Annotated in this window: 24 protein-coding genes; 10 read left to right on the forward strand and 14 right to left on the reverse strand. The window is 40.5% G+C overall.

Annotation, left to right across the window (positions count from 1 at the left end):
• Positions 1-78 precede the first annotated feature (78 nt).
• The gene (locus tag FTU70_RS03965; protein ID WP_096901591.1) at positions 79-573 is read left to right on the forward strand and encodes a CinA family protein; all 495 of its coding nucleotides are present in this window, start codon (positions 79-81) and stop codon (positions 571-573) included.
• 7 nt (positions 574-580) lie between these two features.
• Here the strand turns inward: FTU70_RS03965 and FTU70_RS03970 are convergent, their stop codons facing one another.
• The 4 genes from FTU70_RS03970 to prpB form a co-directional block, all read right to left on the reverse strand.
• Entirely contained in the window at positions 581-856 is a 276-nt protein-coding gene (locus tag FTU70_RS03970) for a type II toxin-antitoxin system RelE/ParE family toxin (protein WP_004973465.1), read from the reverse strand.
• Positions 857-861: 5 nt separating this feature from the next.
• Positions 862-1,083, reverse strand: a complete 222-nt coding sequence (locus tag FTU70_RS03975) for a hypothetical protein (protein WP_004973462.1) — start codon at positions 1,081-1,083, stop codon at positions 862-864.
• A gap of 300 nt (positions 1,084-1,383) precedes the next feature.
• Complete coding sequence (gene prpC, locus FTU70_RS03980) at positions 1,384-2,520, reverse strand: 2-methylcitrate synthase (RefSeq protein WP_004973461.1); 1,137 nt, start codon at positions 2,518-2,520, stop codon at positions 1,384-1,386.
• Between the two features lie 4 nt (positions 2,521-2,524).
• Positions 2,525-3,409, reverse strand: a complete 885-nt coding sequence (gene prpB, locus FTU70_RS03985) for a methylisocitrate lyase (RefSeq protein ID WP_004973459.1) — start codon at positions 3,407-3,409, stop codon at positions 2,525-2,527.
• A 337-nt stretch (positions 3,410-3,746) separates the two neighbouring features.
• Between prpB and FTU70_RS03990 the strand changes: the two genes are divergently transcribed.
• The 3 genes from FTU70_RS03990 (at position 3,747) to FTU70_RS04000 (ending at position 6,067) form a co-directional block, all read left to right on the forward strand.
• Positions 3,747-4,397 carry a TetR/AcrR family transcriptional regulator gene (locus tag FTU70_RS03990; RefSeq protein ID WP_096901590.1) on the forward strand — a complete coding sequence of 217 codons (651 nt, stop codon included), beginning with the start codon at positions 3,747-3,749 and terminating at the stop codon, positions 4,395-4,397.
• Between the two features lie 112 nt (positions 4,398-4,509).
• Complete coding sequence (gene argF, locus FTU70_RS03995) at positions 4,510-5,430, forward strand: ornithine carbamoyltransferase (protein WP_004973455.1); 921 nt, start codon at positions 4,510-4,512, stop codon at positions 5,428-5,430.
• A 148-nt stretch (positions 5,431-5,578) separates the two neighbouring features.
• Positions 5,579-6,067 carry a hypothetical protein gene (locus FTU70_RS04000; RefSeq protein ID WP_004973445.1) on the forward strand — a complete coding sequence of 163 codons (489 nt, stop codon included), beginning with the start codon at positions 5,579-5,581 and terminating at the stop codon, positions 6,065-6,067.
• A gap of 75 nt (positions 6,068-6,142) precedes the next feature.
• Here the strand turns inward: FTU70_RS04000 and FTU70_RS04005 are convergent, their stop codons facing one another.
• The 7 genes from FTU70_RS04005 to rpiA form a co-directional block, all read right to left on the reverse strand.
• A complete protein-coding gene (locus tag FTU70_RS04005; RefSeq protein ID WP_004973443.1) occupies positions 6,143-6,496 on the reverse strand; it encodes a YnfA family protein in 354 nt (117 codons plus the stop codon).
• Positions 6,497-6,611: 115 nt separating this feature from the next.
• Entirely contained in the window at positions 6,612-8,888 is a 2,277-nt protein-coding gene (gene clpA, locus FTU70_RS04010) for an ATP-dependent Clp protease ATP-binding subunit ClpA (protein WP_004973441.1), read from the reverse strand.
• Positions 8,889-8,897: 9 nt separating this feature from the next.
• Positions 8,898-9,314: an ATP-dependent Clp protease adapter ClpS gene (gene clpS / locus FTU70_RS04015; RefSeq protein WP_004973438.1), complete on the reverse strand. Its 417-nt coding sequence runs from the start codon at positions 9,312-9,314 to the stop codon at positions 8,898-8,900.
• Positions 9,315-9,333: 19 nt separating this feature from the next.
• A complete protein-coding gene (locus FTU70_RS04020; protein ID WP_096901621.1) occupies positions 9,334-10,107 on the reverse strand; it encodes a DUF6776 family protein in 774 nt (257 codons plus the stop codon).
• 79 nt (positions 10,108-10,186) lie between these two features.
• Positions 10,187-11,242 carry an N-acetyl-gamma-glutamyl-phosphate reductase gene (gene argC / locus FTU70_RS04025; protein WP_171287379.1) on the reverse strand — a complete coding sequence of 352 codons (1,056 nt, stop codon included), beginning with the start codon at positions 11,240-11,242 and terminating at the stop codon, positions 10,187-10,189.
• A gap of 187 nt (positions 11,243-11,429) precedes the next feature.
• Positions 11,430-12,110 carry a M48 family metallopeptidase gene (locus tag FTU70_RS04030; RefSeq protein WP_180060071.1) on the reverse strand — a complete coding sequence of 227 codons (681 nt, stop codon included), beginning with the start codon at positions 12,108-12,110 and terminating at the stop codon, positions 11,430-11,432.
• A gap of 91 nt (positions 12,111-12,201) precedes the next feature.
• The gene (gene rpiA / locus FTU70_RS04035; protein WP_179995374.1) at positions 12,202-12,873 is read right to left on the reverse strand and encodes a ribose-5-phosphate isomerase RpiA; all 672 of its coding nucleotides are present in this window, start codon (positions 12,871-12,873) and stop codon (positions 12,202-12,204) included.
• Positions 12,874-12,979: 106 nt separating this feature from the next.
• On the opposite strand from rpiA, the gene ilvA reads away from it, so the two are divergent.
• From ilvA to FTU70_RS04050, 3 genes are all read left to right on the forward strand, one after another.
• Positions 12,980-14,518, forward strand: a complete 1,539-nt coding sequence (gene ilvA, locus FTU70_RS04040) for a threonine ammonia-lyase, biosynthetic (RefSeq protein ID WP_019837302.1) — start codon at positions 12,980-12,982, stop codon at positions 14,516-14,518.
• Positions 14,519-14,647: 129 nt separating this feature from the next.
• Positions 14,648-15,304 (forward strand): TrkA family potassium uptake protein, encoded by a 657-nt coding sequence (locus FTU70_RS04045; protein ID WP_004973425.1) that lies wholly within the window; start codon positions 14,648-14,650, stop codon positions 15,302-15,304.
• A complete protein-coding gene (locus FTU70_RS04050; protein WP_004973423.1) occupies positions 15,301-16,641 on the forward strand; it encodes a TrkH family potassium uptake protein in 1,341 nt (446 codons plus the stop codon). Before FTU70_RS04045 ends, FTU70_RS04050 begins: the two co-directional genes overlap by 4 nt.
• A gap of 96 nt (positions 16,642-16,737) precedes the next feature.
• Here the strand turns inward: FTU70_RS04050 and FTU70_RS04055 are convergent, their stop codons facing one another.
• From FTU70_RS04055 to FTU70_RS04065, 3 genes are all read right to left on the reverse strand, one after another.
• The gene (locus tag FTU70_RS04055) at positions 16,738-17,880 is read right to left on the reverse strand and encodes a phospholipase A (RefSeq protein WP_180060073.1); all 1,143 of its coding nucleotides are present in this window, start codon (positions 17,878-17,880) and stop codon (positions 16,738-16,740) included.
• Positions 17,881-17,914: 34 nt separating this feature from the next.
• The gene (locus tag FTU70_RS04060; protein ID WP_180060076.1) at positions 17,915-20,854 is read right to left on the reverse strand and encodes an insulinase family protein; all 2,940 of its coding nucleotides are present in this window, start codon (positions 20,852-20,854) and stop codon (positions 17,915-17,917) included.
• A 148-nt stretch (positions 20,855-21,002) separates the two neighbouring features.
• Positions 21,003-21,452, reverse strand: coding sequence for a GNAT family N-acetyltransferase (locus FTU70_RS04065; protein WP_004973417.1), 450 nt, complete (start codon positions 21,450-21,452; stop codon positions 21,003-21,005).
• A gap of 139 nt (positions 21,453-21,591) precedes the next feature.
• On the opposite strand from FTU70_RS04065, the gene FTU70_RS04070 reads away from it, so the two are divergent.
• The 3 genes from FTU70_RS04070 (at position 21,592) to FTU70_RS04080 (ending at position 23,683) form a co-directional block, all read left to right on the forward strand.
• Entirely contained in the window at positions 21,592-22,596 is a 1,005-nt protein-coding gene (locus FTU70_RS04070) for an adenosine kinase (protein ID WP_180060079.1), read from the forward strand.
• A 14-nt stretch (positions 22,597-22,610) separates the two neighbouring features.
• Positions 22,611-22,922, forward strand: coding sequence for a Rieske (2Fe-2S) protein (locus FTU70_RS04075; RefSeq protein WP_171287411.1), 312 nt, complete (start codon positions 22,611-22,613; stop codon positions 22,920-22,922).
• Positions 22,923-23,074: 152 nt separating this feature from the next.
• Positions 23,075-23,683 (forward strand): OB-fold-containig protein, encoded by a 609-nt coding sequence (locus FTU70_RS04080; protein ID WP_096900848.1) that lies wholly within the window; start codon positions 23,075-23,077, stop codon positions 23,681-23,683.
• Positions 23,684-23,723 lie beyond the last annotated feature (40 nt).

The raw sequence follows: 23,723 nt of genomic DNA on the forward strand, positions 1-23,723 counted from the left end.
CTTTTTGATGTTTTTTCGCACAAGTCGACAAAATTCAGTACACTTGAGCAACTTATTCTATTCACTTGCAGATTTATCATGCTCAAACAATGCTGTGCCATACTTGAACAACGCCAACAGACTGTGGCTTTTATTGAAAGTGCCAGCTCAGGTTACTTATGTAGTCAGTTTTCTATTTATAAAAATAGCGGTGCCAATATTTTACTTGGTGGATTAGTCAGTTACGACCCAAGCATTAAACGTGAGATTTTGCATGTGAATAGTGACTTAATTGCCACCTATACCGCTGAATCCGCAGAAGTCACACAAGCCATGGCAGTTCAAGGCAAAAAACTATTTCAACATGCAGATTTTATTGTGGCATGCACAGGGTTACTGAAACCAGGCGGCAGTGCCACACCAGAAAAACCTGTAGGGACATTTTTTATCGCCATTCATTATCAGCAGCAAACTTTTCAGTACAAATATTTTTTAGATGGCAATCCATTACAACGACTAGAACAGCTCACTCTGTTAGTCGCTCAAGACCTGATTGATCTAATGCAAGATACAAACACTTGTACTGCACCCTGAAGTAAACCTATCTTTTTAAGTCTCTATAAAAATTCTCATGACTGCCCAATTTTAAAAGATAGAGTGTCATGATTTCGTCATCACTCACAGAGTAAGCCAGTAGCACAAGCTGTTTGTCCATTTTAAATTTATAAACAAATACTCCTGCTAAATCCCCCACTTTAGCTTCTCCGATATCAGGATTATTCCAAACGGTTATTACGGCATTATCAACATCTTTTTTCTGCTGCTTGGTTAGTTTTTTCACTGTCCGTTCAAATAAGGGAGTTTGTTGTATATTCATTGAACTCAACCAAAGCTATATGGTGTTGTATTCCCTGCTTTGACATGCGCCATACTAAGCAACAAATCTGCTATATCTTGAAAAGTTAAATCGGGATTGTCTTGTGCGATTTTTCCAATTTTAGCCCAGTACTCAATTTGTTTAGTTGCACTTCTACTTTCAGCCATCCCGTAAATCTTTGCTGATTCAACAATATCGCTGTCGATTTTAACTGCTACATGTGACATTGCTTTTTCCTCATATTAATTGTGGAATAAATTTTAGCCAATCATGCAACAATTTACAACCTTAAGAAACAAAATACAACAACCTTCTTTTATGATCAAATACTTAAAAATGCGCTATCGTACGCCCGATCTTTTTTAATTCTCTAACGCTTCAATAATTACTCATTGTATTTTTGACTACCCTCATCCAAACCTCAAAAAAAAAATAAGGTTCCATTGCTTAACAATGAAACCTTATCTTCAGCCTAAACTGCTGCATCACATGATGTTCATGCACGGTACAGCTTTTTAGACAACCAATTAAGCAGCCGAACGCTCTGCAATTGGTACAACTTTACGCAATTCTGGGCCTGTATAATCTGCACTTGGGCGGATAATACGGTTATCTGCACGCTGTTCCATCACGTGTGCTGCCCAACCTGTTACACGGCTCATCACAAAGATTGGTGTAAATAGTTTGGTCGCAATACCCATAAAGTGATACGCAGACGCATGGAAGAAGTCAGCATTACAGAATAATTTCTTCTCACGCCACATCACTTCTTCACAACGCACCGATACAGGATAAAGTACTGTATCACCTACATCTTGCGCTAAACGCTCAGACCAGATTTTGATGATGCCGTTACGTGGATCATTGTCTTTATAAATCGCATGACCAAAGCCCATGATCTTTTCTTTACGTTCCAACTTGCCTAGCATTTCACGTTCAGCTTCTTCTGGCGATGTCCAATTTTCAATCATTTCCATCGCTGCTTCATTCGCGCCACCGTGTAATGGGCCACGTAATGAACCAATCGCGCCTGTAATACATGAATGCATGTCAGACAAAGTTGATGCGCAAACACGTGCTGTAAATGTTGATGCGTTGAACTCATGCTCTGCATACAAAATTAATGACACATTCATGACTTGTTCATGCAATTCATTTGGTTTTTCACCACGTAATAAATGCAGGAATTGTGCGCCAATTGAATCATCATCCGTATTTTCTTCAATACGCACGCCATCGTGGCTATAACGATACCAGTAGCAAATAATAGCTGGCAAAGTCGCCAAGATGCGGTCTGCTACATCTTGTTGCTGTTCAAATGACTGTTCGGTTTCTAAGTTACCTAGCATTGAAACACCTGTACGCATCACATCCATTGGGTGTGAATCTGCAGGAATACGCTCAAGCACTTCTTTGAGTGCTTGAGGCAATGCACGTAAAGATTTCAATTTTGCTTTATAGGCAGCCAATTGCTCTGAAGTCGGCAATTCACCAAAGAAAATCAAGTATGCAACTTCTTCAAACTGACAGTTTTCTGCCAAGTCTTGCACATCATAACCACGGTAAGTTAAGCCTGCGCCACTTTTACCAACAGTTGAGAGTGAGGTTTTACCTGCCACTTGTCCACGCAATCCTGCGCCTGTGAGTACTTTTCCTTCAGCCATTTTTTTAATTCTCCTGTTTGAACAGCTTGTCTAATGTATTTTCAAAAGTATGATAATCAAGGAATTCGTATAATTCTTTACGTTGTTGCATTTTGTCTAAGACATTCACTTGCGTGCCATCTTTACGAATGGATTGCATCACTTCAAGTGCTGCTTTTTGCATAGCACGAGTTGGTGAAAGTGGATACAACACCATGCGAATGCCCTGCTCAGCCAATTCTTCAGTGGTGTAATAAGGGGTATCACCAAACTCGGTAATGTTTGCCAATACAGGTACACCTACGGCATCACATACAGTTTTATACATGGTAATATCAGTCATAGCTTCTGCAAAAATTGCATCTGCACCCGCTTCCACACATGCGCAAGCACGGTCAATAACCGCCTGTAAACCTTCTTTTTGCAAGGCATCAGTACGTGCCATGACTACAAAGTTTGAATCGGTTTTCGCATCAACAGCCGCTTTAATACGATCAACCATTTCTTGCTGGGTTACAATTTCTTTGTTTGGACGATGTCCACAACGCTTTTGTGCAACCTGATCTTCAATATGAACTGCAGCAGCACCCGCAGCAATCATTTGTTTAATACTGCGGGCAATATTGAATGCACCGCCCCAACCTGTGTCAATATCCACCAATAATGGTGTATCAACACGCTCAGTAATACGACGTACATCTTCCAAGACGTTGTCTAAACTGGTCATGCCCAAGTCAGGTAAACCGTAAGAATAGTTGGCAACACCTGCACCAGATAAATAAATGGCTTTATAGCCCACTTGTTTTGCCATCATGGCAGCATAAGCATTTACCGTGCCGATAATTTGTAATGGCTTTTCGACTTCCAAGGCTTGTCTGAATCTTAAGCCCGCAGATGTTTGTTCTGTCATCTTCCTTTCCGCTTTTCTTACTATATTTTTCGAGATTCGAGTATATCGAGAATGCGAGATCACGCCATGGCTTTTTAGAATCTATACTCTAAAACTTTAGTCAAATAATTTTCAAATTTATTGCACAATAAATTTTCGTGATGTTGGTTATTCTTTATTTTTGATAAACACAGCTTTTTAGTACACTAAATAAGCAAAATTTAAACTATTTTCTAAAAATATGGCTTTTTCAGCTCAAATCATGCCATGTGCAAGTACACTTCGACACAGCACGCTGTACATATATTTGTTATAATGACAATCTCCCTTCTATTTAATTGATGATTTTTTACTCAACATGCACGAACTCGCCCATTTCGCTCCTTTAGGTAAAGATATACCACCAACCAAGCGTGGTCATGAGCGATGTGTAGCGTTATTAGTCAGTGCAACTGAGCTATTTTTAGAGCGTGGTTACGATGCCGTATCCTTAGATGATATTGTGCAACACGCAGGCGGTTCTAAAGCGTCGATCTATAAATACTTTGGCAATAAAGAAGGGTTATTCAAAGCTATTTGTGATTATCGCCGTGATAAATTTTTTCAGGATATTCACATTCCCTTTGAACAAATTGATTCAAATTTACGTGGTTATTTGATTCAAACCTTATTGAATTTTTATCATCATATTTTGGAACCAGAAAATGCAGCCTTTATGCGTCTGGTATTAGAGCAAAGTCAGCGCAATCCTGATATTGCCTTACACATACATGAGCGCGGCCCTTTGCATGTGCAACTTTGTATTGCCAAAGTATTGGAACATGCCAGTCAGCAAGGTTTAATTTGCTGTGAACAGCCTATTTATTCTGCACAACTGTATTTCGGTATTTTAAGAAATTTTGAATGGCGTATCATCATGGGTATTCCAAAACAAGAAACAGAACAAGAAACAACCAATTATGTAAGTTATTGTGTAGATCGCTTTCTAGACGCTCATCAAAAAGCTTAGATTTTTTGCAATTTCTGCATCCTATAGTATATTAGCCGATTCCCTTTTTCACTTAACCAACCAACAACTAATTGTTGTTTTTTCTCATTCAGCAATTATTGTGGAGTAACGAATGGCTCTACGTCACTTTCTAACATTACGCGATTTATCGACTTTAGAACTGAATCAAATTTTGCAACGCGCCATTGAGCTCAAGCGTAAACAGCATAACAATGAAGTTTTCCAGCCTTTTCCTGGCAAAGTCATGGGTATGATTTTTGAAAAATCCAGCACCCGAACCCGTGTATCGTTTGAAGCTGGCATGAGTCAGTTTGGTGGTAGCGCGATCTTCTTATCATCACGTGACACACAATTAGGTCGCGGTGAGCCAATTGAAGATTCTGCACGCGTCATTTCAAGTATGCTTGACATTGTGATGATTCGTACCTTTGGTCACGACATTGTAGAACGCTTTGCTTCTTACTCTAAAGTTCCTGTGATCAATGCCTTAACTGACGATCATCACCCATGCCAACTCCTTGCAGACATGCAAACCTATGTTGAACACCGTGGTTCAATTGAAGGTAAAACTGTGGCGTGGATTGGTGATGGCAACAATATGTGTAACTCATATATTGAAGCAGCACACATGTGGGGCTTTAATTTAAAAATTGCGACACCGAAAGGTTATGAGCCAGAACAGCGCTTCCTGTCTGAATTTGCACACTGCGTAGAATTGGTCGATTCTGCTGAGGATGCAGCAGTGAATGCTGATCTGATTGTGACCGATGTTTGGGCAAGCATGGGACAGGAAGAAGAACAAAAAATTCGTGAAAAAGCGTTTGCAGACTATCAAGTGAATGAACGCCTGATGGATTTAGCACATCCTGATTGTTTATTTATGCACTGCTTACCTGCGCACCGTGGTGAAGAAATTTCTGAAAATATGCTCGATCACAAAAATGCTGTAGTGTGGGATGAAGCAGAAAATCGCTTACATGCTCAAAAAGCATTGGTTGAGTTTTTATTGAATGAAAATCTTAAAAAAGACTAAGCTTTAAAACCCGTCTTAAATATTCGCAAAACTTTGATGAGTTTTGTTACAAACAGCACCAAAAGGTGCTGTTTTTTTATTTGGCTCGCTATAATCTTGAGTTATGGTCTATTTTTCTAAAATTTCTAAAAGAGCCTAGATAAACAATATGATTGATAAAACACTTGCCACAATTACGCTGTGCACTACTACACTGATCGCGAGTGCTTCACTCTATGCCAAAGCCAGTGAATTAGATCAATATTTAGTCCAACAAAAGATTCTAAGTGCAGATTATAAAATTCAAAATATCGTCGCTTTAAATGAAATTTTAGATGTCATTAGTGATGAAGATTCTCGTACTATGCCTTATCAGGTCGATCAAAATACAGTGATTGAACAAAGTACGGCGACAGACAAACAAATCAATATTCGTGGCATGATTATTTCACCTGACTTCACGCAGTTTGTAGAAAGTACGGGTTATAACAATGTCAAAAATATGATTAAACAAAACTTAATTCATAATTGTGAATCTATTTTTGAGCATCAGTTCCAACGGGTAAATCCCTATGTATTGAACTTAAAACTCAGTGCAGAAAAAACCCAGTTTAATGTGCAATTGGCAAATAGCGAGTGCCAATTTAAAGCAGACTGAACTGTATTTAAAACTAAAACAACCTCAGCTTTAAGATTTAATGCCTAAGGTTTAATGCGTAAACCCAAATATAACCTAACGTATTAAACCTTGCGGTTGTAAAATAATGATCAATGCGCCTAAAACTACTATCATTCCACCGAACATATCCCAACGTGTTAAATTGACTTGATCTACATACTTTAACCAAATCAAGGCTGTACAAATATAAATACCACCATAAGCCGCATAAATTCGCCCCGATGCCGCAGGATGTAGAGTCAATAACCACACAAAAGCCGCTAAGGCTAAAATTGTTGGCAGCCATAACCACTGTGATTTCCCCTGATTTAAAATCAAATAAGGAAAATAACAGCCTAATATTTCCATAACTGCCGTAACAAAAAACAAGAACGTTGTGCTGGCAATTTTAGTGATCTGAAAATCCATAAATCCTGTGTGGTCTCTCTTTTAGCAGTAACGATTCAAGTTCACGTATCTGCGAATTCATAAAAAATAACCCATGTTCAACATGGGTTATTTTCAAAATTCAAATAAGGATTGATTAGGCTGGTTCAGCCGTTTGATCTTCAAAGACTTCAAGTTTCAAACCGACTGCCTTACCGTTCTCTTTCTTCACAGAAACAGCCACATTACCGCCCTGTTCTGCAAGTTCACCAAACAGAATCATTTCTGCCAATGGCTTTTTCAAGTGTTCCTGAATCAGACGTTGCATTGGACGTGCGCCCATTAAGCGATCATATCCATGCTCAGCCATCCATTCACGCGCATCTTGATCAACCTCAAGAATGACTTTTTTATCATCCAACTGCGCTTGTAATTCAGTCAAGAATTTATCCACTACATTTTCAATTACTGTAGTAGGTAAAGCTTTAAATTGAATCACACCATCTAAACGGTTACGGAATTCTGGCGAGAAGGCTTTTTTCATCGCTTCTTGGTTGTCATTACTGTTGTCTTGATCCATGAAACCAATGCTCACGCGGGAAATACTTTCCGCACCAATATTAGTGGTCAGAACCAAAATCACATTACGGAAGTCTGATTTACGACCATTATTATCGGTCAATGAACCATGATCCATAATTTGCAGCAATAGGTTAAATACATCAGGATGCGCTTTTTCAATTTCATCCAACAACAACACACAATGCGGATTTTTATGAATCGCATCGGTGAGTAAGCCACCCTGATCAAAACCGACATAGCCTGGAGGTGCACCAATTAAACGTGAAACGGCATGGCGCTCCATGTACTCAGACATATCAAAGCGAACCAATTCCACACCCAACAGTTTTGCCAACTGCTTGGTAACTTCGGTTTTACCAACGCCTGTCGGGCCAGCAAATACAAAACTACCCACTGGTTTGTCTGGTGTTTTTAAACCAGCACGTGACAGTTTAATTGCTGATGCTAACGCTTCAATAGCTTCATCTTGACCAAAGACCACACGTTTTAAATCACGCTCAAGATGTTCAAGTACAGTCTTGTCATCTTTCGATACGGTTTTAGGTGGAATACGTGCAATTTTAGAGACGATATCTTCAATGTTTTCTACTGTGATTAAAGTATCATCTTGCTCAGCTCTTAAACGGCGCTGCGCACCTGCTTCATCAATCACATCAATGGCTTTGTCTGGCAAGAAACGGTCATTGATAAATTTGGCCGATAACTCTACCGCAGACACCAATGCTTTATCATCATATTTAACATGGTGAAATTCTTCAAATTTCGATTTTAAACCACGTAAAATATCAATCGTTTCTGAAATTGAAGGCTCATTCACATCAATTTTTTGGAAACGGCGTGAAAGTGCATGGTCTTTTTCAAATACCTGACGATATTCTTGGAATGTCGTCGAGCCAATGCAACGCAAAGTACCATTTGCCAACGCAGGTTTAATTAAATTTGATGCATCCATCGTGCTACCCATGCTTGAGCCTGCACCAATAATCATGTGGATTTCGTCAATAAATAAAATGGCATCAGGTTTCTTTTTCAAGGCATTTAACAGTTGTTTTAAACGCTTTTCAAAGTCACCACGGTATTTTGTACCCGCTACCAACGCACCGATATCCAAACTATATACTTCGGCATTTTCGAGTGGTTTTGGCGCTTTACCATTCACAATCAGCCACGCCAGACCTTCGGCAATAGAGGTTTTACCCACGCCTGGATCACCCACCAACAATGGGTTGTTCTTACGACGACGGCATAGAATTTGTGCAGCACGCTCAATTTCTTTTTCACGCCCAATTAACGGATCGGTTTTACCCTTTTGCGCTTCAGTATTCAAATTTAGCGTGTAAAGCTCTAACGGGCCAGCATTGGCAGAGCTTGAACTTTCGCTATCTAATTCTTCAACCTCTTCTTCCGCTTGCGTTTCGTCTTTACGTGTACCGTGCGATAAGTATTGCGTTAAGGTCAAACGGTTAATTTGATGACGCTTGAGTAGATACACGGCAAATGAATCACGTTCAGAGTACATTGCCACTAAAATATCTGCGCCTTCAACCGTACGGTCACCACCGCTAGATTGCACATGAAAAATACCACGCTGCAAAATGCGGTCAAAACTTTCGGTCGGGTGCGGTGCCTGATCGTTATTTTCAGCAAGTTTAGGGGTATGTTGTTCTACATATTCTTCGAGTTCTTTACGCAGCACAATAACATCTGCACCACACGCCTTGAGTGCATTGACTGCCGAATCATTGTCTAATAAAGCCAATAATAAATGTTCAACCGTTAGAAACTCGTGTCTCTTTTGACGAGCCATGCTAACAGCCAAACGTAGTGATACTTCTAATTGACGACTGAGCATGTAACCCCCTTAATCTTTAGGCTCAATCTGACAAAGTAATGGATGACCTTGTGATCGAGCGTAATTATTGACTTGGTTCGCTTTCGTTTCCGCAATATCCCGCGGATAGACCCCTGCGACACCTTTTCCTTCATAGTGTACAGTTAGCATTACTTGAGTCGCTTGGTCAAGATTCATTGCAAAGTATTGTTGTAAAATTTCAATTACAAAGTCCATTGGGGTGTAATCATCGTTCATTAAAACGACAACATATAAAGGTGGGCGTTTTAATTGTGGCGGCGCAGTTTGTACCGCAATATCACCATCATCTTCATGTCCTGCATCATCCACACTTAAACGCGGGGTTAAATGCCAATCGACATAGCCAGATTGATGAAAAGTGGTTTTAATTTCATTTAAACAGATGGATCTTTTTTGGGTTCGCATAAGTTTTACATATCACACATTATTGAGCGCTAGCTTCTGCTTGTGGAATTTCAGAAATAAAGGCAGAATCTGCCTCCACGGCTTTGCCTTTGCTCCAACTGAAGCGTTTAATCACAGGAGTTGCGCCATTTAAACGGACTTCAATAAAGTCTGGATTAAAGCCTTTAGGCATGCTCCAGCGCCCTGTTAAACGCTCATAATTATCAAAATTAAAATTGCTGTCTTCCATCGGAACAACCAGCACTTCTGTGCCTTGAATTAAACGCAGTTCTACCGTACCACTTGCACGTCGCTTGTTTGGACTCACTTGTACCAAATCGACCTGATATTCATAAGCATTGTCTGGTAATGGTTTCACCCCAAGATTTTGCACGGTCAGGCTTAAACCACCACGTTGACGCAAAACTTCACGATAAATCGCACTCATGCCTTCAGTACGTTGCTTATCTTCAGTTGCTTGAGTGAAAGCTTGATACAAATCATTGGAGTTACTGACCGCAACATCGCGTTCTTGAACCGCAGCATTTAAGCTCTTATTCAGACTTTCCAAACGCGTTTTTTGTTCTTGCACCACTTCAACCAGTTGTTCTGCATCGGCATCGTAACCAACCACAGTTAAGCCCTGACGATGCCCGACTGAATAGCCCAAAAAGCCACTACCTAAAATTAAAATGGCAGCACCAATTGCCAAAGGCGCATTGCTTTCAAGAAATGGCTTTTTTTCTGGCGGTGTAGATGAGGGTGTCATGCTTGAATTCGACTGTGACGTGGTTTCTGTATCGGTGTTATGCATCGTCATCTCTTGTTTTGATTCATTCAAAGCACACATTTAAATCGAAATCTAAATGTGTGTGAAGTTGAAAAACGTGTTCTTATGGTAATAAACCAATCACCTCAAGTCCTGCATGTTCTGCAAAACCAAACATGAGGTTCATATTTTGTACTGCTTGCCCTGCTGCACCTTTCACCAAGTTATCTTGTGCCACCAAAAGTACTAATTTTTTCGGTTGTGGCTTATACAATGCGATACGCAACTGGTTAGCGCCACGTACTGAGCGTGTTTCTGGTGAACTGTTGGCTGGCATGACATCTACAAACTGTTCATTGGCATAAAACTGCTCATACAGGCTTTGTAAATCTGCTGCATCACCTGCATCAGTTAAATCTACATAAATGGTGCTGAGCATACCGCGAATCATAGGTACTAAATGCGGTACAAACACAATGTGATTAAACACATCTTTTTGACCCGAAATATTTTCCAATGCTTCTACAATTTCTGGATGATGACGATGCCCCGCAACGCCATAAGCCTTAAAGTTGTCGGCATTTTCAGAGTAAATCATGCCCAAACTGGCTTTACGCCCTGCACCAGATACACCCGATTTTGCATCAATAATAATACTTTCAGGTTTCACTAAAGCTTCAGCTTGTTTAAATAATGGCGCTAAACCAAGTTGCACTGTGGTTGGATAACACCCTGGGTTACCAATCACCTGTGCTTGTTTAATTTGTTCCCGGTTGAGTTCAGACAAGCCATAAACTGAATCTTTTAAAATGTCTGGGCAAGCATGTTGCATGCCATACCATTTTTCAAACTGTGCTAAATCTTGCAAACGGAAGTCTGCTGCTAAATCGACCACTTTGGTGTTGGCTGCAACAAGCTCCGCAGCATGTTGCATTGCAACGCCGTGCGGTGTAGCAAAGAACACCACATCACACTGTTTTAATTCTTCGATGTTTAAATCTGAGTAGCACAGGTCTGTGTGTCCACGCAGGCTTGGGAACATATCATCTACACGGCGACCCGCTTCTGTACGTGAAGTCAGTACATTTACTTTCACATTTGGGTGTCGTAGCAAAAGACGCAATAATTCAACGCCTGTATAACCTGTACCACCGACAATACCAACTGAAATCACGTGCATTACCTCAATTCAAAAGCATGTTTAAGCTAACGCTATAGTATGACAGGAAGTTTTGGTTTTCTGAACTGTTTTACTAGGGTTTTGGGGCTTTTCTTTATTCTGTTGATTTTATAAAAGATGATTTGGATTGTAGTCAATACGTGCAACACCTTTGCATTGTAGTCTTATCATGTGGGTGTTGGCTTTTTTATTGATACCACCACCAAGGCAAAGACGTTGTTTTTAACTGCTTGCGATGCTGCAAATAGTGCGCATCATGCCGTTGTACTTCAACCCAAAATGCAGGACTATGATCAAAATGTCGTGTATGCGCCAACTCATGCACAGCAACATATCGCACAATTTGTTCAGGAAACAACACCAAGGCGCTATTGAGCATAATATGCTGTTGCGTACTGCAACTGCCCCAACGGGTTTTCGGTTGACGAATTGCGCACTGTTTAAATGGCAAAGCAATTTCACGGCTGACTGTTTGCAAATACATCGGCAACATTTGTTTGGCATAAGCAATAACAAAGGCTTTTAAATATGCTGCAGGTTGACGGTCACTGACCCAAAGACAATGCTGTTTTAAATCTAAAATAAAACTGTGTTTTTGTGTTTGATAATGAATATTTAAAGGCTCAGGCAAATTAAAAAGTGATAACTGATTTGGCAATTCACGCTGCACAAGTCCTTGCTGTGCTTGCTGTTTATGCCAAGTTTCAATCATCCACTGTTCAGATTGTTGCAAAAAATCCTGAATTTGTCGCTGAGTACAATATTTCGGTACAGTTAAGCGAATTTGATGCGGCTCGACACGCAAACGTAAACGTGTTGCTTTTGCATGTGGTGTGATTTGAATTTCAGGTAAGTCGGATAATGTCATTGTTGTTCTTTTATTAAATCCTCCCCGACCCCTCCTTTAATAAAGGAGGAAGAAAAGCCCCCCATTAAAAACAAGGGACTTGGGAGACGAATTAAACCGCAGTACGTTCTTCAATGCCGTTATTGGTCGCTACAATTGCAATATCTGCTTTATTGATGGCAAAAATACCATTGGTCACAACACCCGGAATATCATTCAAGGTTTTTTCTAATTCCAACGCATTTAAAATATTTAAATTATAAATATCTAAAATCACGTTACCGTTATCAGTTACCACACCTTCACGGTAAGCAGGATCGCCACCTAAAGCCACAATTTTACGTGCTACCGCAGAACGAGCCATTGGAATGACCTCGATTGGCAATGCAAACTCACGTCCTAACTGCTCTACCCATTTTGAATCATCGACAATACAGATAAACTTACGTGCAATAGAAGCCACAATTTTTTCACGGGTCAACGCTGCGCCGCCGCCTTTAATCATGTGCATGTGACGGTCAATTTCATCTGCACCATCAACATAAGCATCTAAACTGCCCACAGAGTTCATATCGACCACTTCAATACCAAGTTTCTTTAAGCGCTCCGCAGTCGCTTCAGAACTTGCCACAGCTGCTTCTAATTGTAATTCAGGCAATAAATCAATCAGGAAATTCACTGTACTGCCTGTACCTACCCCCAAAATCCCGCCTTTAGGCAAATGTTTTAATGCTGCTTTGGCAGCCGCTTGCTTCTTTTCATCTTGGGTAGCATACAGACTCATGACTTCACTCAACTATTTTTGACATTTGTTGCCGATTTTACAGCGCAAATGTGCAGGGGTTTGTTACAATAACCCCCTATTTTAAACTGTTAGATGGAAGATTAACATGCTGTCTCGTTTGGTTCGACAAATTTTACAAGCAACGGTCTACGATGTTGCAATCGAAACCCCACTCGACGCAGCGCCACGAATTAGTGAAAAACTGAACAATAACATTCGCTTTAAACGTGAAGACTTACAACCTGTATTCTCTTTTAAATTGCGTGGTGCGTATAACCGTATTAGCCAATTACCCAAAGACCAACTTGAACGTGGTGTAATTACTGCCTCTGCAGGCAACCATGCGCAAGGTGTAGCATTGTCTGGGCAAAAACTGGGCATTCGCGCCATTATCGTTATGCCTAAAACCACGCCAGATATTAAAGTACAAGCGGTAAAACGCTTGGGTGGCGAAGTGGTATTACATGGTGACTCATTTGATGTTGCCAACAAATATGCAATTCAACGTGCCCAAGATGAAGGCATGACTTTTATTCCACCGTATGACGATGAATTGGTCATGGCAGGTCAAGGTACGATTGCCAACGAAATTTTGCGTCAATGGCGCGATGTCGAATATGTTTTCGTTGCTGTTGGTGGTGGCGGTTTAATTGCAGGTGTTGCAGCCTACTTGGGCGATGTCGCACCGCATGTCAAAGTCATTCCTGTAGAATATGATGAATCGGCTTGCTTAAAAGCGGCTTTTGAAGCCAATGAACGGGTTATTTTGCCGCAAGTGGGTTTATTTGCCGATGGTACTGCTGTCGCACAAATTGGTGAGAAACCGTTTGAAGTTTTACAACTACAAAAATCAGATCAATCAGGCCCAATTGTTGAGCGCGATGTAGTTTTGGTGAATACCGATGAAATCTGTGCGGCAATTAAAGACACCTTTGATGAAAACCGCAGCATTGTAGAACCTTCAGGTGCAATGGCTTTGGCAGGCATCAAAAAATATGTCGAGCAACACCAATTGCAAAATAAAAATATTGTGTCAATTGTCTGTGGCGCAAACATGAACTTTGACCGTTTACGCTATATTGCGGAACGTACTGAACTCGGTGAACATAAAGAAGCAATTTTTGCCGTGACCATTCCAGAAGAAAAAGGTGCGTTCCTTAACTTCTGCCGTGCGCTGCAAGGTCGTAATATCACCGAGTTTAACTACCGCGCCAGCGATGCTACTGCTGCACAAGTCTTTGTCGGCATCAGCTTAAAATCTGGTGAAAAAGAACGCCACGATATTTATGAGTTACTCAAAACCCAGTACGATGTTGATGATTTGTCGGATGATGAAGTAGCAAAACTACACATTCGTTATTTGGTCGGTGGTCATGCCGATATTGAAAATGAACGTCTATTCCGTGTGGAATTTCCAGAGCGTCCGGGTGCATTACTGACTTTCTTGGAGCGCTTAGGCCCAACCCATAACATCACCCTGTTCCATTACCGTAACCACGGTGCAGCGGAAGGTCGTGTATTGGTCGGTTTAGAAGCTTCGGATGCCAAACAGAACCCAGATGGTTTAATTGAAACTTTGGAAAAGATCACTTATCCATACCAAGAGATTACTAATAACTTGGGTTATCAGCGTTTCTTAAAATAACCGATCACACATCTCAATAAGTGCAAAAAACCGCTGATTTCAGCGGTTTTTTAGTCATATTGCTACAGTATAGAGCCCTAAAATATTTTAGAATATTGGAAGAATAATATAATTTTTCAGGATGATGCTATGGCACAATTTGCTGTCATTGGTTTAGGTAGCTTTGGTGCAACTGTGGCGACACAATTGGTCAAACTCAACCATGATGTCATTGGGATTGATAGCAATAAAAAGTTTGTAGAAAACATTGCCGATCAAATTACCCATGCGGTGATTGCCGATGCAACCGATGAACACGTTTTGGAAGAACTGAATATTCAAAATTGTGATGCAGTGGTGGTCGCCATTGGTGAAGATATTGAAGCCAGTATTTTGTGTGTCTTAAATTTAAAGAATTTGGGTATTTCTAAAATTTACGTTAAAGCCAAAAGTAAAGCGCACACCATGATTTTGACCCATTTGGGCGTAAGTAAAATTATTCACCCTGAAGAAGATATGGGCGTTCGCATCGCGCAATCGCTGAGTTATCCGATGGTGAGTCGTTATATGAGCCTAAACGACAACCACTATATTGTAAAAGTAAAAATTAAAGACAACTTGCATGGCACGCGCATTCATAGTCTGATGTCACATGCACCCGAAGTTAAACTTTTACTGTTTAAACGTGCCGAAACGATTTTCTATACGCTTGAATCCAATTTAATGCTACAAACAGATGATATTTTGGTGGTTGAAGGACAACTTGAACCATTAAAACGCTTATCTAAACAATTTAAGTCAGAATGAAAAAAACAGCGAAACAACCAATCAAAACTGTCAATTTAAGCCCACCCAGTCTTTTGGCACTGGGCTTTTTAAGCTTTATTAGCATTGGCACAATCTTGCTGAAACTGCCCATTTCCCATCATGGCGAGATGAGTTGGATTAATGCCTTATTTACTGCTACATCTGCAGTGACGATCACTGGATTGTCTGTAGTGAATATTGGCGATGCTTATACCGTATTTGGGCAAATGGTCATTATGTTGTTGTTACAATGTGGTGGCTTAGGTTTTATGACTTTTGCGATTTTAGCGGTTTTAAGTTTGTCATCCAAAATTGGTTTAAAACAACAAATCATGGCGCAAGACACCATTGGGCAAACCAACCTGTCTAAAGTGTCGATGACCATTAAAAGCGTGTTGCTCTACTCATTGTTTTTTGAAGGGATTGGCACGGTTATTTTAACCTTGGCATGGATGCAGGATTATCCATTTAGCGATGCATTTTTCTATGCGGCTTTCTATAGTGTTTCAGCCTTTAACAATGGTGGATTTTCATTATTTCCCAATAGCTTAATGAGTTTTGCAGATCAATACCTGATTACCTTAACTATTAGTATGCTGTATATCATTGGCGGTATTGGTTTTGTGGTACTCATGGATATTAAACGTGCCAAACGCTGGAAAAAACTCTCACCCAATAGCAAGCTGATTTTATCGACCATTGCTGGTTTAAACTTTGTGGCCTTTCTGCTGATTTGGGCGATTGAAGCCAATAATCCACATACCCTTGCAGCCATGAGTATTGGCGATCAAGCCCTCAATGCATGGTTTCACGCTACCGTTCCTCGCTCATCAGGCTTTAATAGTCTAGATGTCGCAAGTATGCAAAATAGCTCGACCTTGCTCACCATGCTTCTGATGTTTATTGGTGGTGGTTCGCTCAGTACCGCAGGCGGTATTAAAGTTGGCACATTTATTATTGTCATTTTAAGTGTGATCAGTTTTTTAAGACGTTCAGATGAGGTGCGTGTGTTTAATCATGCTGTACCTGAACGTACCACCTTTAAAGCTTTGGCGGTGATCAGCATCACAGGTATGTTAATTTGCCTCGGTTTGTTTAGCTTACTTGCCCTTGAACCGAAACTGAATTTTTTAGACCTGTTGTTTGAGGCTGTATCTGCAGCGTGCACGGTGGGTTTATCCCGTGGTGTTACAGGTGAATTACAACCTGCCAGCTTAATTATTTTAATGTTGTTGATGTTTGCAGGTCGTTTAGGGCCGCTGACTTTGGCTTATTTAATCGCCACACCACAAAAAAGCCGACTTAAACATCCAACCGCAGATATTCAAGTTGGATAAAAGCTGGATACGATCCGACTTCAAAAACAAACGCCAATCTTCAAAATTGGCGTTTTATATTCAGCGAGTAATAATGAGAAATCAATCTTAATCTACTTAAAACCAATTCATTAAAGACACACCCAAACCAACATAGGTGGCGCGGTGGTTATAATCAATCAGGCTTTCACCATAACCATCAAACAATTGGAAATGACCGCGTAATTTTCCACTGATTGGGAAAACCCAGTCAAACTGTGCTGCACCGTGCGCGTCATCACCGCCTTTTAAGCTATGACGAAGCATCAAAGAAAAGTCATGCTCTTTCCAGCGATAAAATGCCAACATATCGCCACGCCCGATATAATTTTTAATATCTGGGTTGTTGTCATCAGCGCGGTCTTCTTCAATGCGATACCACGGACGTAACATCAAGGCAAAATTGTCTTTTTCAAAACCTAAATTAAAAATCACCCGATTCCAACTGCGTGATAATGGATCAGAACGACCATTGGATTGATGGTTCAACGTCACACCCAATAAACGACCATGCAGCCCCATAAGTGTATAGTTGGTGCGGAACATCAAACTGGCTTCAGGCTCATAATTGGTTTCACGAAATGGACGTGACTCATCACCATTATAAACCTGCCAACGTGATGACTGGGTATAACCTAGCCACACATCACCGTTATCACCCAACAGATTTTCTACCGCTTTGGTTTTTAAAGACAGCTGAAATTTGGTTTCCATTGAGGTCAGGTTTTGCTCCTTACCCACGGGAACGGTATTTTGCTCATTCAAGCTTTGTGGACGTTCATTTTTATCGGACGTCCAAAAAGTAGGCATCAAATACACAGGTTGATAAGCACGTAAATTCCATGTTCCTAATTTGCTATCGGGTGAAAGCTCCCAGCGCTTATCCAGTAAAGATACATTCGGATCAAGCTTTGGTACATCAAATGAAAATAAATTACTCACACCCACTGCAATTTTTTCTTTCACAGTTTCAGGTGCAAGTGCCTGAGCGGCTTGACGTTCGCTAATCAGCGCTGTTTTTTCTGCTTCAGGAATTTTAAACAGAGCATCGTAACACACCAAACGATCAGCATTTGACTCTAAAGCCACACAGGCTTCAGGTGTTGCAGGTGCAACTAAGCTAGCTGGGTCTTGTGCATAGGTTTTCGCCACAAACACAGTGCTGAGTGCGGCAACACTCAGCGACAGTCCTGTGCGTTCAAACAGTTTGAACGCGCTCATAAATCCCCCTAAGTTTTCGTTGTTATTTCACGTATCAGTTCACTTGTTTAATTTCAAAACCAAGTTCGAGCAATGCTTCACGTTTTGACACAGGTGCGACTACGGCTTTAGATGCTTGCTGCTGACGCAAATATTGCTCCGCAACACGTTTTAAATCGTCTAAAGTCACCGCCAATAAACGCTCACGTAATACTGTGCGGAATGAGGGTGTACGCGCGTGCAATAATGCATAACATGCAGTAATCGCTTCACCTGCAGGCGAACCTGGTTTATCCATACTAGCAATTAAACCTAAAATCGCTTCTTCTAGTTGATGCGGCAATTGCTCTGCATTAAATAACCAATCAATACTCGCTTCAAAGTCTGCGAAAGTTTCTGCCAAGCGTGGATCACGATAACTGTAAAAACGGAATGAACATGCATTGCCATCGTAGCTTGCACCGCCACCGTAAGCACCGCCTTTTTCACGGATTGCGCTGTGTAAGAAACCATTGCGCAAATATGCAGCCAATACCATCAAAGGTGCAGCATCAGGATGCGACACTTCCACCGCAGGATACGCAGCCGCACAGAATTGCACATTGGCTTGAATCAACCATGCCTGATCTTGCGTTGAATGATCTACAGGAACTTGAGTTAAAGCAGCAGGATTTTCTGCAACAATAAGTTTATCCCAAACTTCTTGAACTTCTTCGACCAAACGATCGGATTGATGTTCTTCACATACTAACAAAAATTGCTTAGGTGCTTGCAGTAATTTATGGTGAATCAATTGCAATTCAGCAATCAATTTCTCGTATTCCGCTGCATCTTTTTCAATTTTAGCAACCAAGTCTGCCAACCAATTTAATGCGCCCAAACCTGTGTTGTTGTAATCGCGCTGTGCCAAAGCACTGTGATGACGTCCTGCAATTTGCATGGCATAACTATGCCCCGAACCCGACAAACGCGACTGCCAACGGGTTTTACGTTGTTGTAATAGCTCAATAATACGGTCTTTTTCATCAAAACGTAATTGCTCAAATGCCAGTTTCAGCAAGCGGATGGCTTCAAGATTATTCACCAAAGACTTAGTGGTTAAAGTGAGCCATGCACTGATCTGATTTTTGTCATCGACTTTAGAGCGTAAAGATGCGCCCATGCCCAAACCACCGCTGACTGCGGTTTGTAGCTGTTGTAATTCTAAATAGTCGTATTCACCTGCACCCACTTCGCCCATCAAAATAGACAGCAAATTAAAATATGGCGATTGAACAATTTCATCAGGAATTTGAATCAATACTTGCTGATAGTAAATTCCATTGGTTCCTGCATGATATAAATTTAAAGGATAATCAATGCGGTTACTGATAATTTCACGCAACTCACCCTGCACAATATGCAAAGCTGCAGGCACATCTTCCAAACCAACTTTTGGCAATAAATTCAAATCATCTGGCGTATCTTGACGGACTTTTAAAGCTTCCGTTTGCGCGACGATTTCTGCTTTTTGCTCATCTGTGAGTTGTGCGCCTATCTCAGCCAGACGTGCTTTTTCAAGTGCAGCATCTTTGGCCGATTTTTCTGCATCTGGAACCAAAGTCATTTGAACACGGTGCGGGTTATCAATTAAATGCGTCTGAATTAGCCGTGATAACCACATTGGATCTTTAAGTTCTTCTTTGACTTGCTCAATCGCAGTATCTACATCCCACACCTGAATTGGGTCATTGTGGTGAATTGCACTGCTTAAACCATTTAAAATCAAGCTCAACCCGTATGGCATACCATCGCCATTAATTTCACGCTGATGCAATTCAATTTGATGCAAAATTGCATCGACCAATGCCGTATCCACAGGCTGTGCAGCCACGTCTTGTAAAACTTTTAAAACGCCCGCCTGAAATTCTGCTGCATGTTCAGGGTTAGAACCTTGCACACCACAGAAGAAGGTCATTTCAAAGTTGGAATCATCCACGCCCGTCAATGGCCCTGTAGATTGTGCATGCGCCCAAGTTTCCAAATAATGACGCAGTGGTGATGCAGAATTTTCAAGTAAAACACCTTCAACCAAACGCATACCTAAGCGTAATTTAATATCGCTTGCTTCAGGCAATAACCACGCCAAAACATGATAAGTTTTATCTTTCAGTTCTTCTGCATCGACTGCATAACTTTCAGTCACTGCCACTGGCGCAGCTAAACGACGCTCAGGCTTCGAATACAACGTTTCGCCCTGTTCAAATTTCGCCAAAGCCAACTGTTCAAACTGTTCTTGTAAATCGTATGCAGGCGTATTGCCAAAAGTCATAAATACCGCATTACTTGGGTGATAATGTGACTTATAAAAATCTACCAATTCTTGATAGGTTAAATCTGGAATATCTTTCGGGTCGCCACCTGAATTGTAGTGGTAAGTTGTTTCAGGGAATAAATGATAAGCCAATTGGTGATAAAGCTGATCGGATGGCGAACTCATCGCACCTTTCATTTCATTAAATACCACGCCTTTATAAACAGGCTCACCATTTTCCAACTCAATACGAATACCTTCCTGAGCAAAATCGAGAGGATTTAAATTGGCTGCAAAAGCCGCATCCATATATACCGCAAGCAGGTTTTGGAAATCTTTTTTGTTTTGTGTTGCAAATGGATAAGCTGTCCAATCTGCCGCGGTAAATGCGTTCATAAAAGTATTCAATGAACGACGAATCATTAAAAAGAACGGGTCACGGACAGGGAATTTTTCAGAACCACACAACGCAGTATGTTCTAAAATATGTGCCTCACCTTTGGAGTCCATCGGCTGAGTGCGAAATGCGACTAAAAATACATTTTCATCATGATCTGTCGCCAAATGATAATGCACCGCACCTGTAACTTTATGTTTATATTCAGACACTAAAATGTCTAAGGCTTCAACATGGTGTTGACGTACCAACTGAAACGCAGGATGTACAGTCTGGGAAATGGTTTCAGTGACATCTACAGTCATGTGATCTCCTAAAAATAAGCAAATAAAAAACTAAAGCCATTATAGCTTTAGTTCTTTAGATAATTCACGTTGAAAACCCGACTAAATTGATTGAAATTTGCAAAGTATCAACAAAATGCTGCCTACACTGCTTGTAGCAGAAGCAAAACTAGATCAGGTATTTAAAATAACTATAGTTTGGATGATTTTCGACATACACATAATTCTGTTTTTGATAAAAATGCGCTGCCGATTTGGTATCAGTGTTTAAACACAACGCCGAAAAATTAGCACGTGCTTTTTTCTCTAAATGTTGCAAGAGCTGTTTGCCTACGCCATGTTTACGATAATTTGGCAAAACATAAAAACGACGTACACGTCCAATACGACTTTCAATATCTTGCTCATTCCATTGCTGGTTTAAGCCACCACATGCAACCAATTGATCACCATCGTAAACAAACAATAAAAACTCACCAGGCTGATTAAAGCGGTTTTTACCACTTTCCCATTCTTCAATTAAACGATGGACAAAATCAAAGCCTTCTTGAGCAGCATGTTTGGCCAAAGTCTGAATTTGCGTTGGTAACTCTTGTGCTTCTTTAATTTCGATGTTCATCTAACCTTCCTGATAACTCTGCTAAACCCCTATTTTTCATCAATAACATTCATTCAGCTGAATTTTATTCATGAAACTACAGCAATCCTGAGCATTGGTGTAAACTTAGCGTTTTTAATTTTGACTGTGATTTAAAGACATGGCAACTGTTGACCTTTTTGCAATTGGTAATGCATTAATTGACCAAGAATTTCAAGTCTCGGATGACTTTCTCATTCAACATAGCTTGCAAAAAGGTACTATGCAATTAACCGATGGTGAAACACAAGCAAATTTATACAACAACTTAATTAAAACACAAAGACATAAAGGCCAAGCTTCGGGTGGTTCTGCCGCAAATACCACCGTTGCATTTAGTGCTTTAGGTGGTCAAGCCTTCTATGCCTGCCGTGTTGGTAACGATGAATTGGGTGATATTTACCTCAAAGGCTTAAATGAAGCAGGTATTCACACCACAACCAAATCGGTCAGTGAAGGCGTTACAGGGACCTGTATGGTACTTGTGAGTGATGACTCTGAACGTACCATGCACACTTACTTGGGCATTACCGCAGAACTTTCTGCTACACAAATTGATTTTGAGCCACTTAAAACAGCAAAATGGCTTTATATCGAAGGTTATTTATCTACTAGTGATACTGCACGTGCTGCGGTAAAACAAGCGCGTGAAATTGCCAAAGCCAATCAGGTTAAAATTGCACTGACTTTATCTGATCCTGCCATGGTGCAATATGCGCGTGAAGGTTTGGATGAGTTACTAGATGATGGTGTGGATTTGATCTTCTGTAACCAGCAAGAAGCCATGATGTACACAGGAACGGAAACGGCTGAAGCGGCATTAGAACAACTAAAACAAAAAAGCAAATACATTGTCATTACAATGAGCGCACAAGGTGCCCTAATTTATGATGGCAACAACGCTTTTTCTGTACCAGGTCGTCAAGTCACTGCTGTTGATGCCAACGGTGCGGGTGATGCCTTTGCAGGTTCATTCCTGTATGCACTCAATGCAGGCTTAGGTTTCCAAACTGCAGCTCAACTTGCCATTCTGATTTCAAGTGAAGTGGTTTCTCAATTCGGCCCTCGTCTTGCGGTAGAAGATTACGCTAAACTTTTGCATAGCATTCAAAAGGAATCTGCATAATGAATAAAATTTGTATGATGGAAGACATTCCTGAGCGTGAAGCACGTGCCTACGAAACGCCAAATGGTGACACAATTTTTATCACCCAACGTGATGGCATGTATTACGCTTACCAAAACGTCTGCCCACACCTACAAGTGGAATTAGAATTTTTAGAAAACCAATTCTTAGACCGTGACCAAGAATATATTGAATGCTCAACGCATGGTGCTTTATTTTTAGTTGAAACAGGTGAATGTATTTCTGGCCCATGTTTAGGTCAATCACTTGAGAAAGTTGAGATCAGCGTTCATTCAGATGGTGGGATTTACTTGATCAACGACTAACTTTTTTGCAACTTTCAGAAAGAAGCGAAAAGTTCCAAATCTTAGCTCTATACAAAACCAGATCATTTATCTATGCTCTCTAAGCAGAGTTAGATCAATGATCTGCATCTAATAACATCACCTATAAATATTTCAACACGTGAGTTTAGCGCATGCATGAGTTTTTATCTGATTTGAACTTAATGCCCTTTCATCTCAGCCTAGTTGTTTTATTGCTACTCAGCACTGTCGAAACGATTGGTTATTACTTTAATTTTCGCCCAAGTCAGTTGCTCAAACGTGCATTTTCACAACGAATTACAGAATCGCCACTTTTAGATGTTAAATTTTCTAAAGTACTGATTTTTGTTTTTTTACTGATGAATTTCAGTGTTGCAGGATATTTTTTACAGTTTTTGATTTACTCACAACAACAACATTTCGTTCCTGCTTATTACATTATTATTCCAGCGTTTATTATTGCCATCTTTTTTACAGTCTTCATGATTCACTGTTTAGACCAAGTGATTAAGCCCAAATATAGCGTGCGCCAAGTCGATTTACTCGGACGTTTAGCCACAATTTCCAGTGGTAATGCCCGTCCTGGTTTTTCTGCACAAGCACGTGTACGTGATGAGTTTGGGCAACTGCATTATGTGCAGGTTGAACCTGAATTTGGTGAACTTGAATTTCAAGCTCAAATTATTATTGTGCGCAAAAAAAGATCTCACTATCTTGCCAAAAAAATTTCGGCATCAAATAACCTATTTAGCAATCAATAAGTTATTTTTTAAGATTTAAAACCAATCTTGCTGACCTAAG

Source organism: Acinetobacter sp. YH12135, assembly GCF_013418565.1.
Taxonomy (GTDB): domain Bacteria; phylum Pseudomonadota; class Gammaproteobacteria; order Pseudomonadales; family Moraxellaceae; genus Acinetobacter; species Acinetobacter towneri.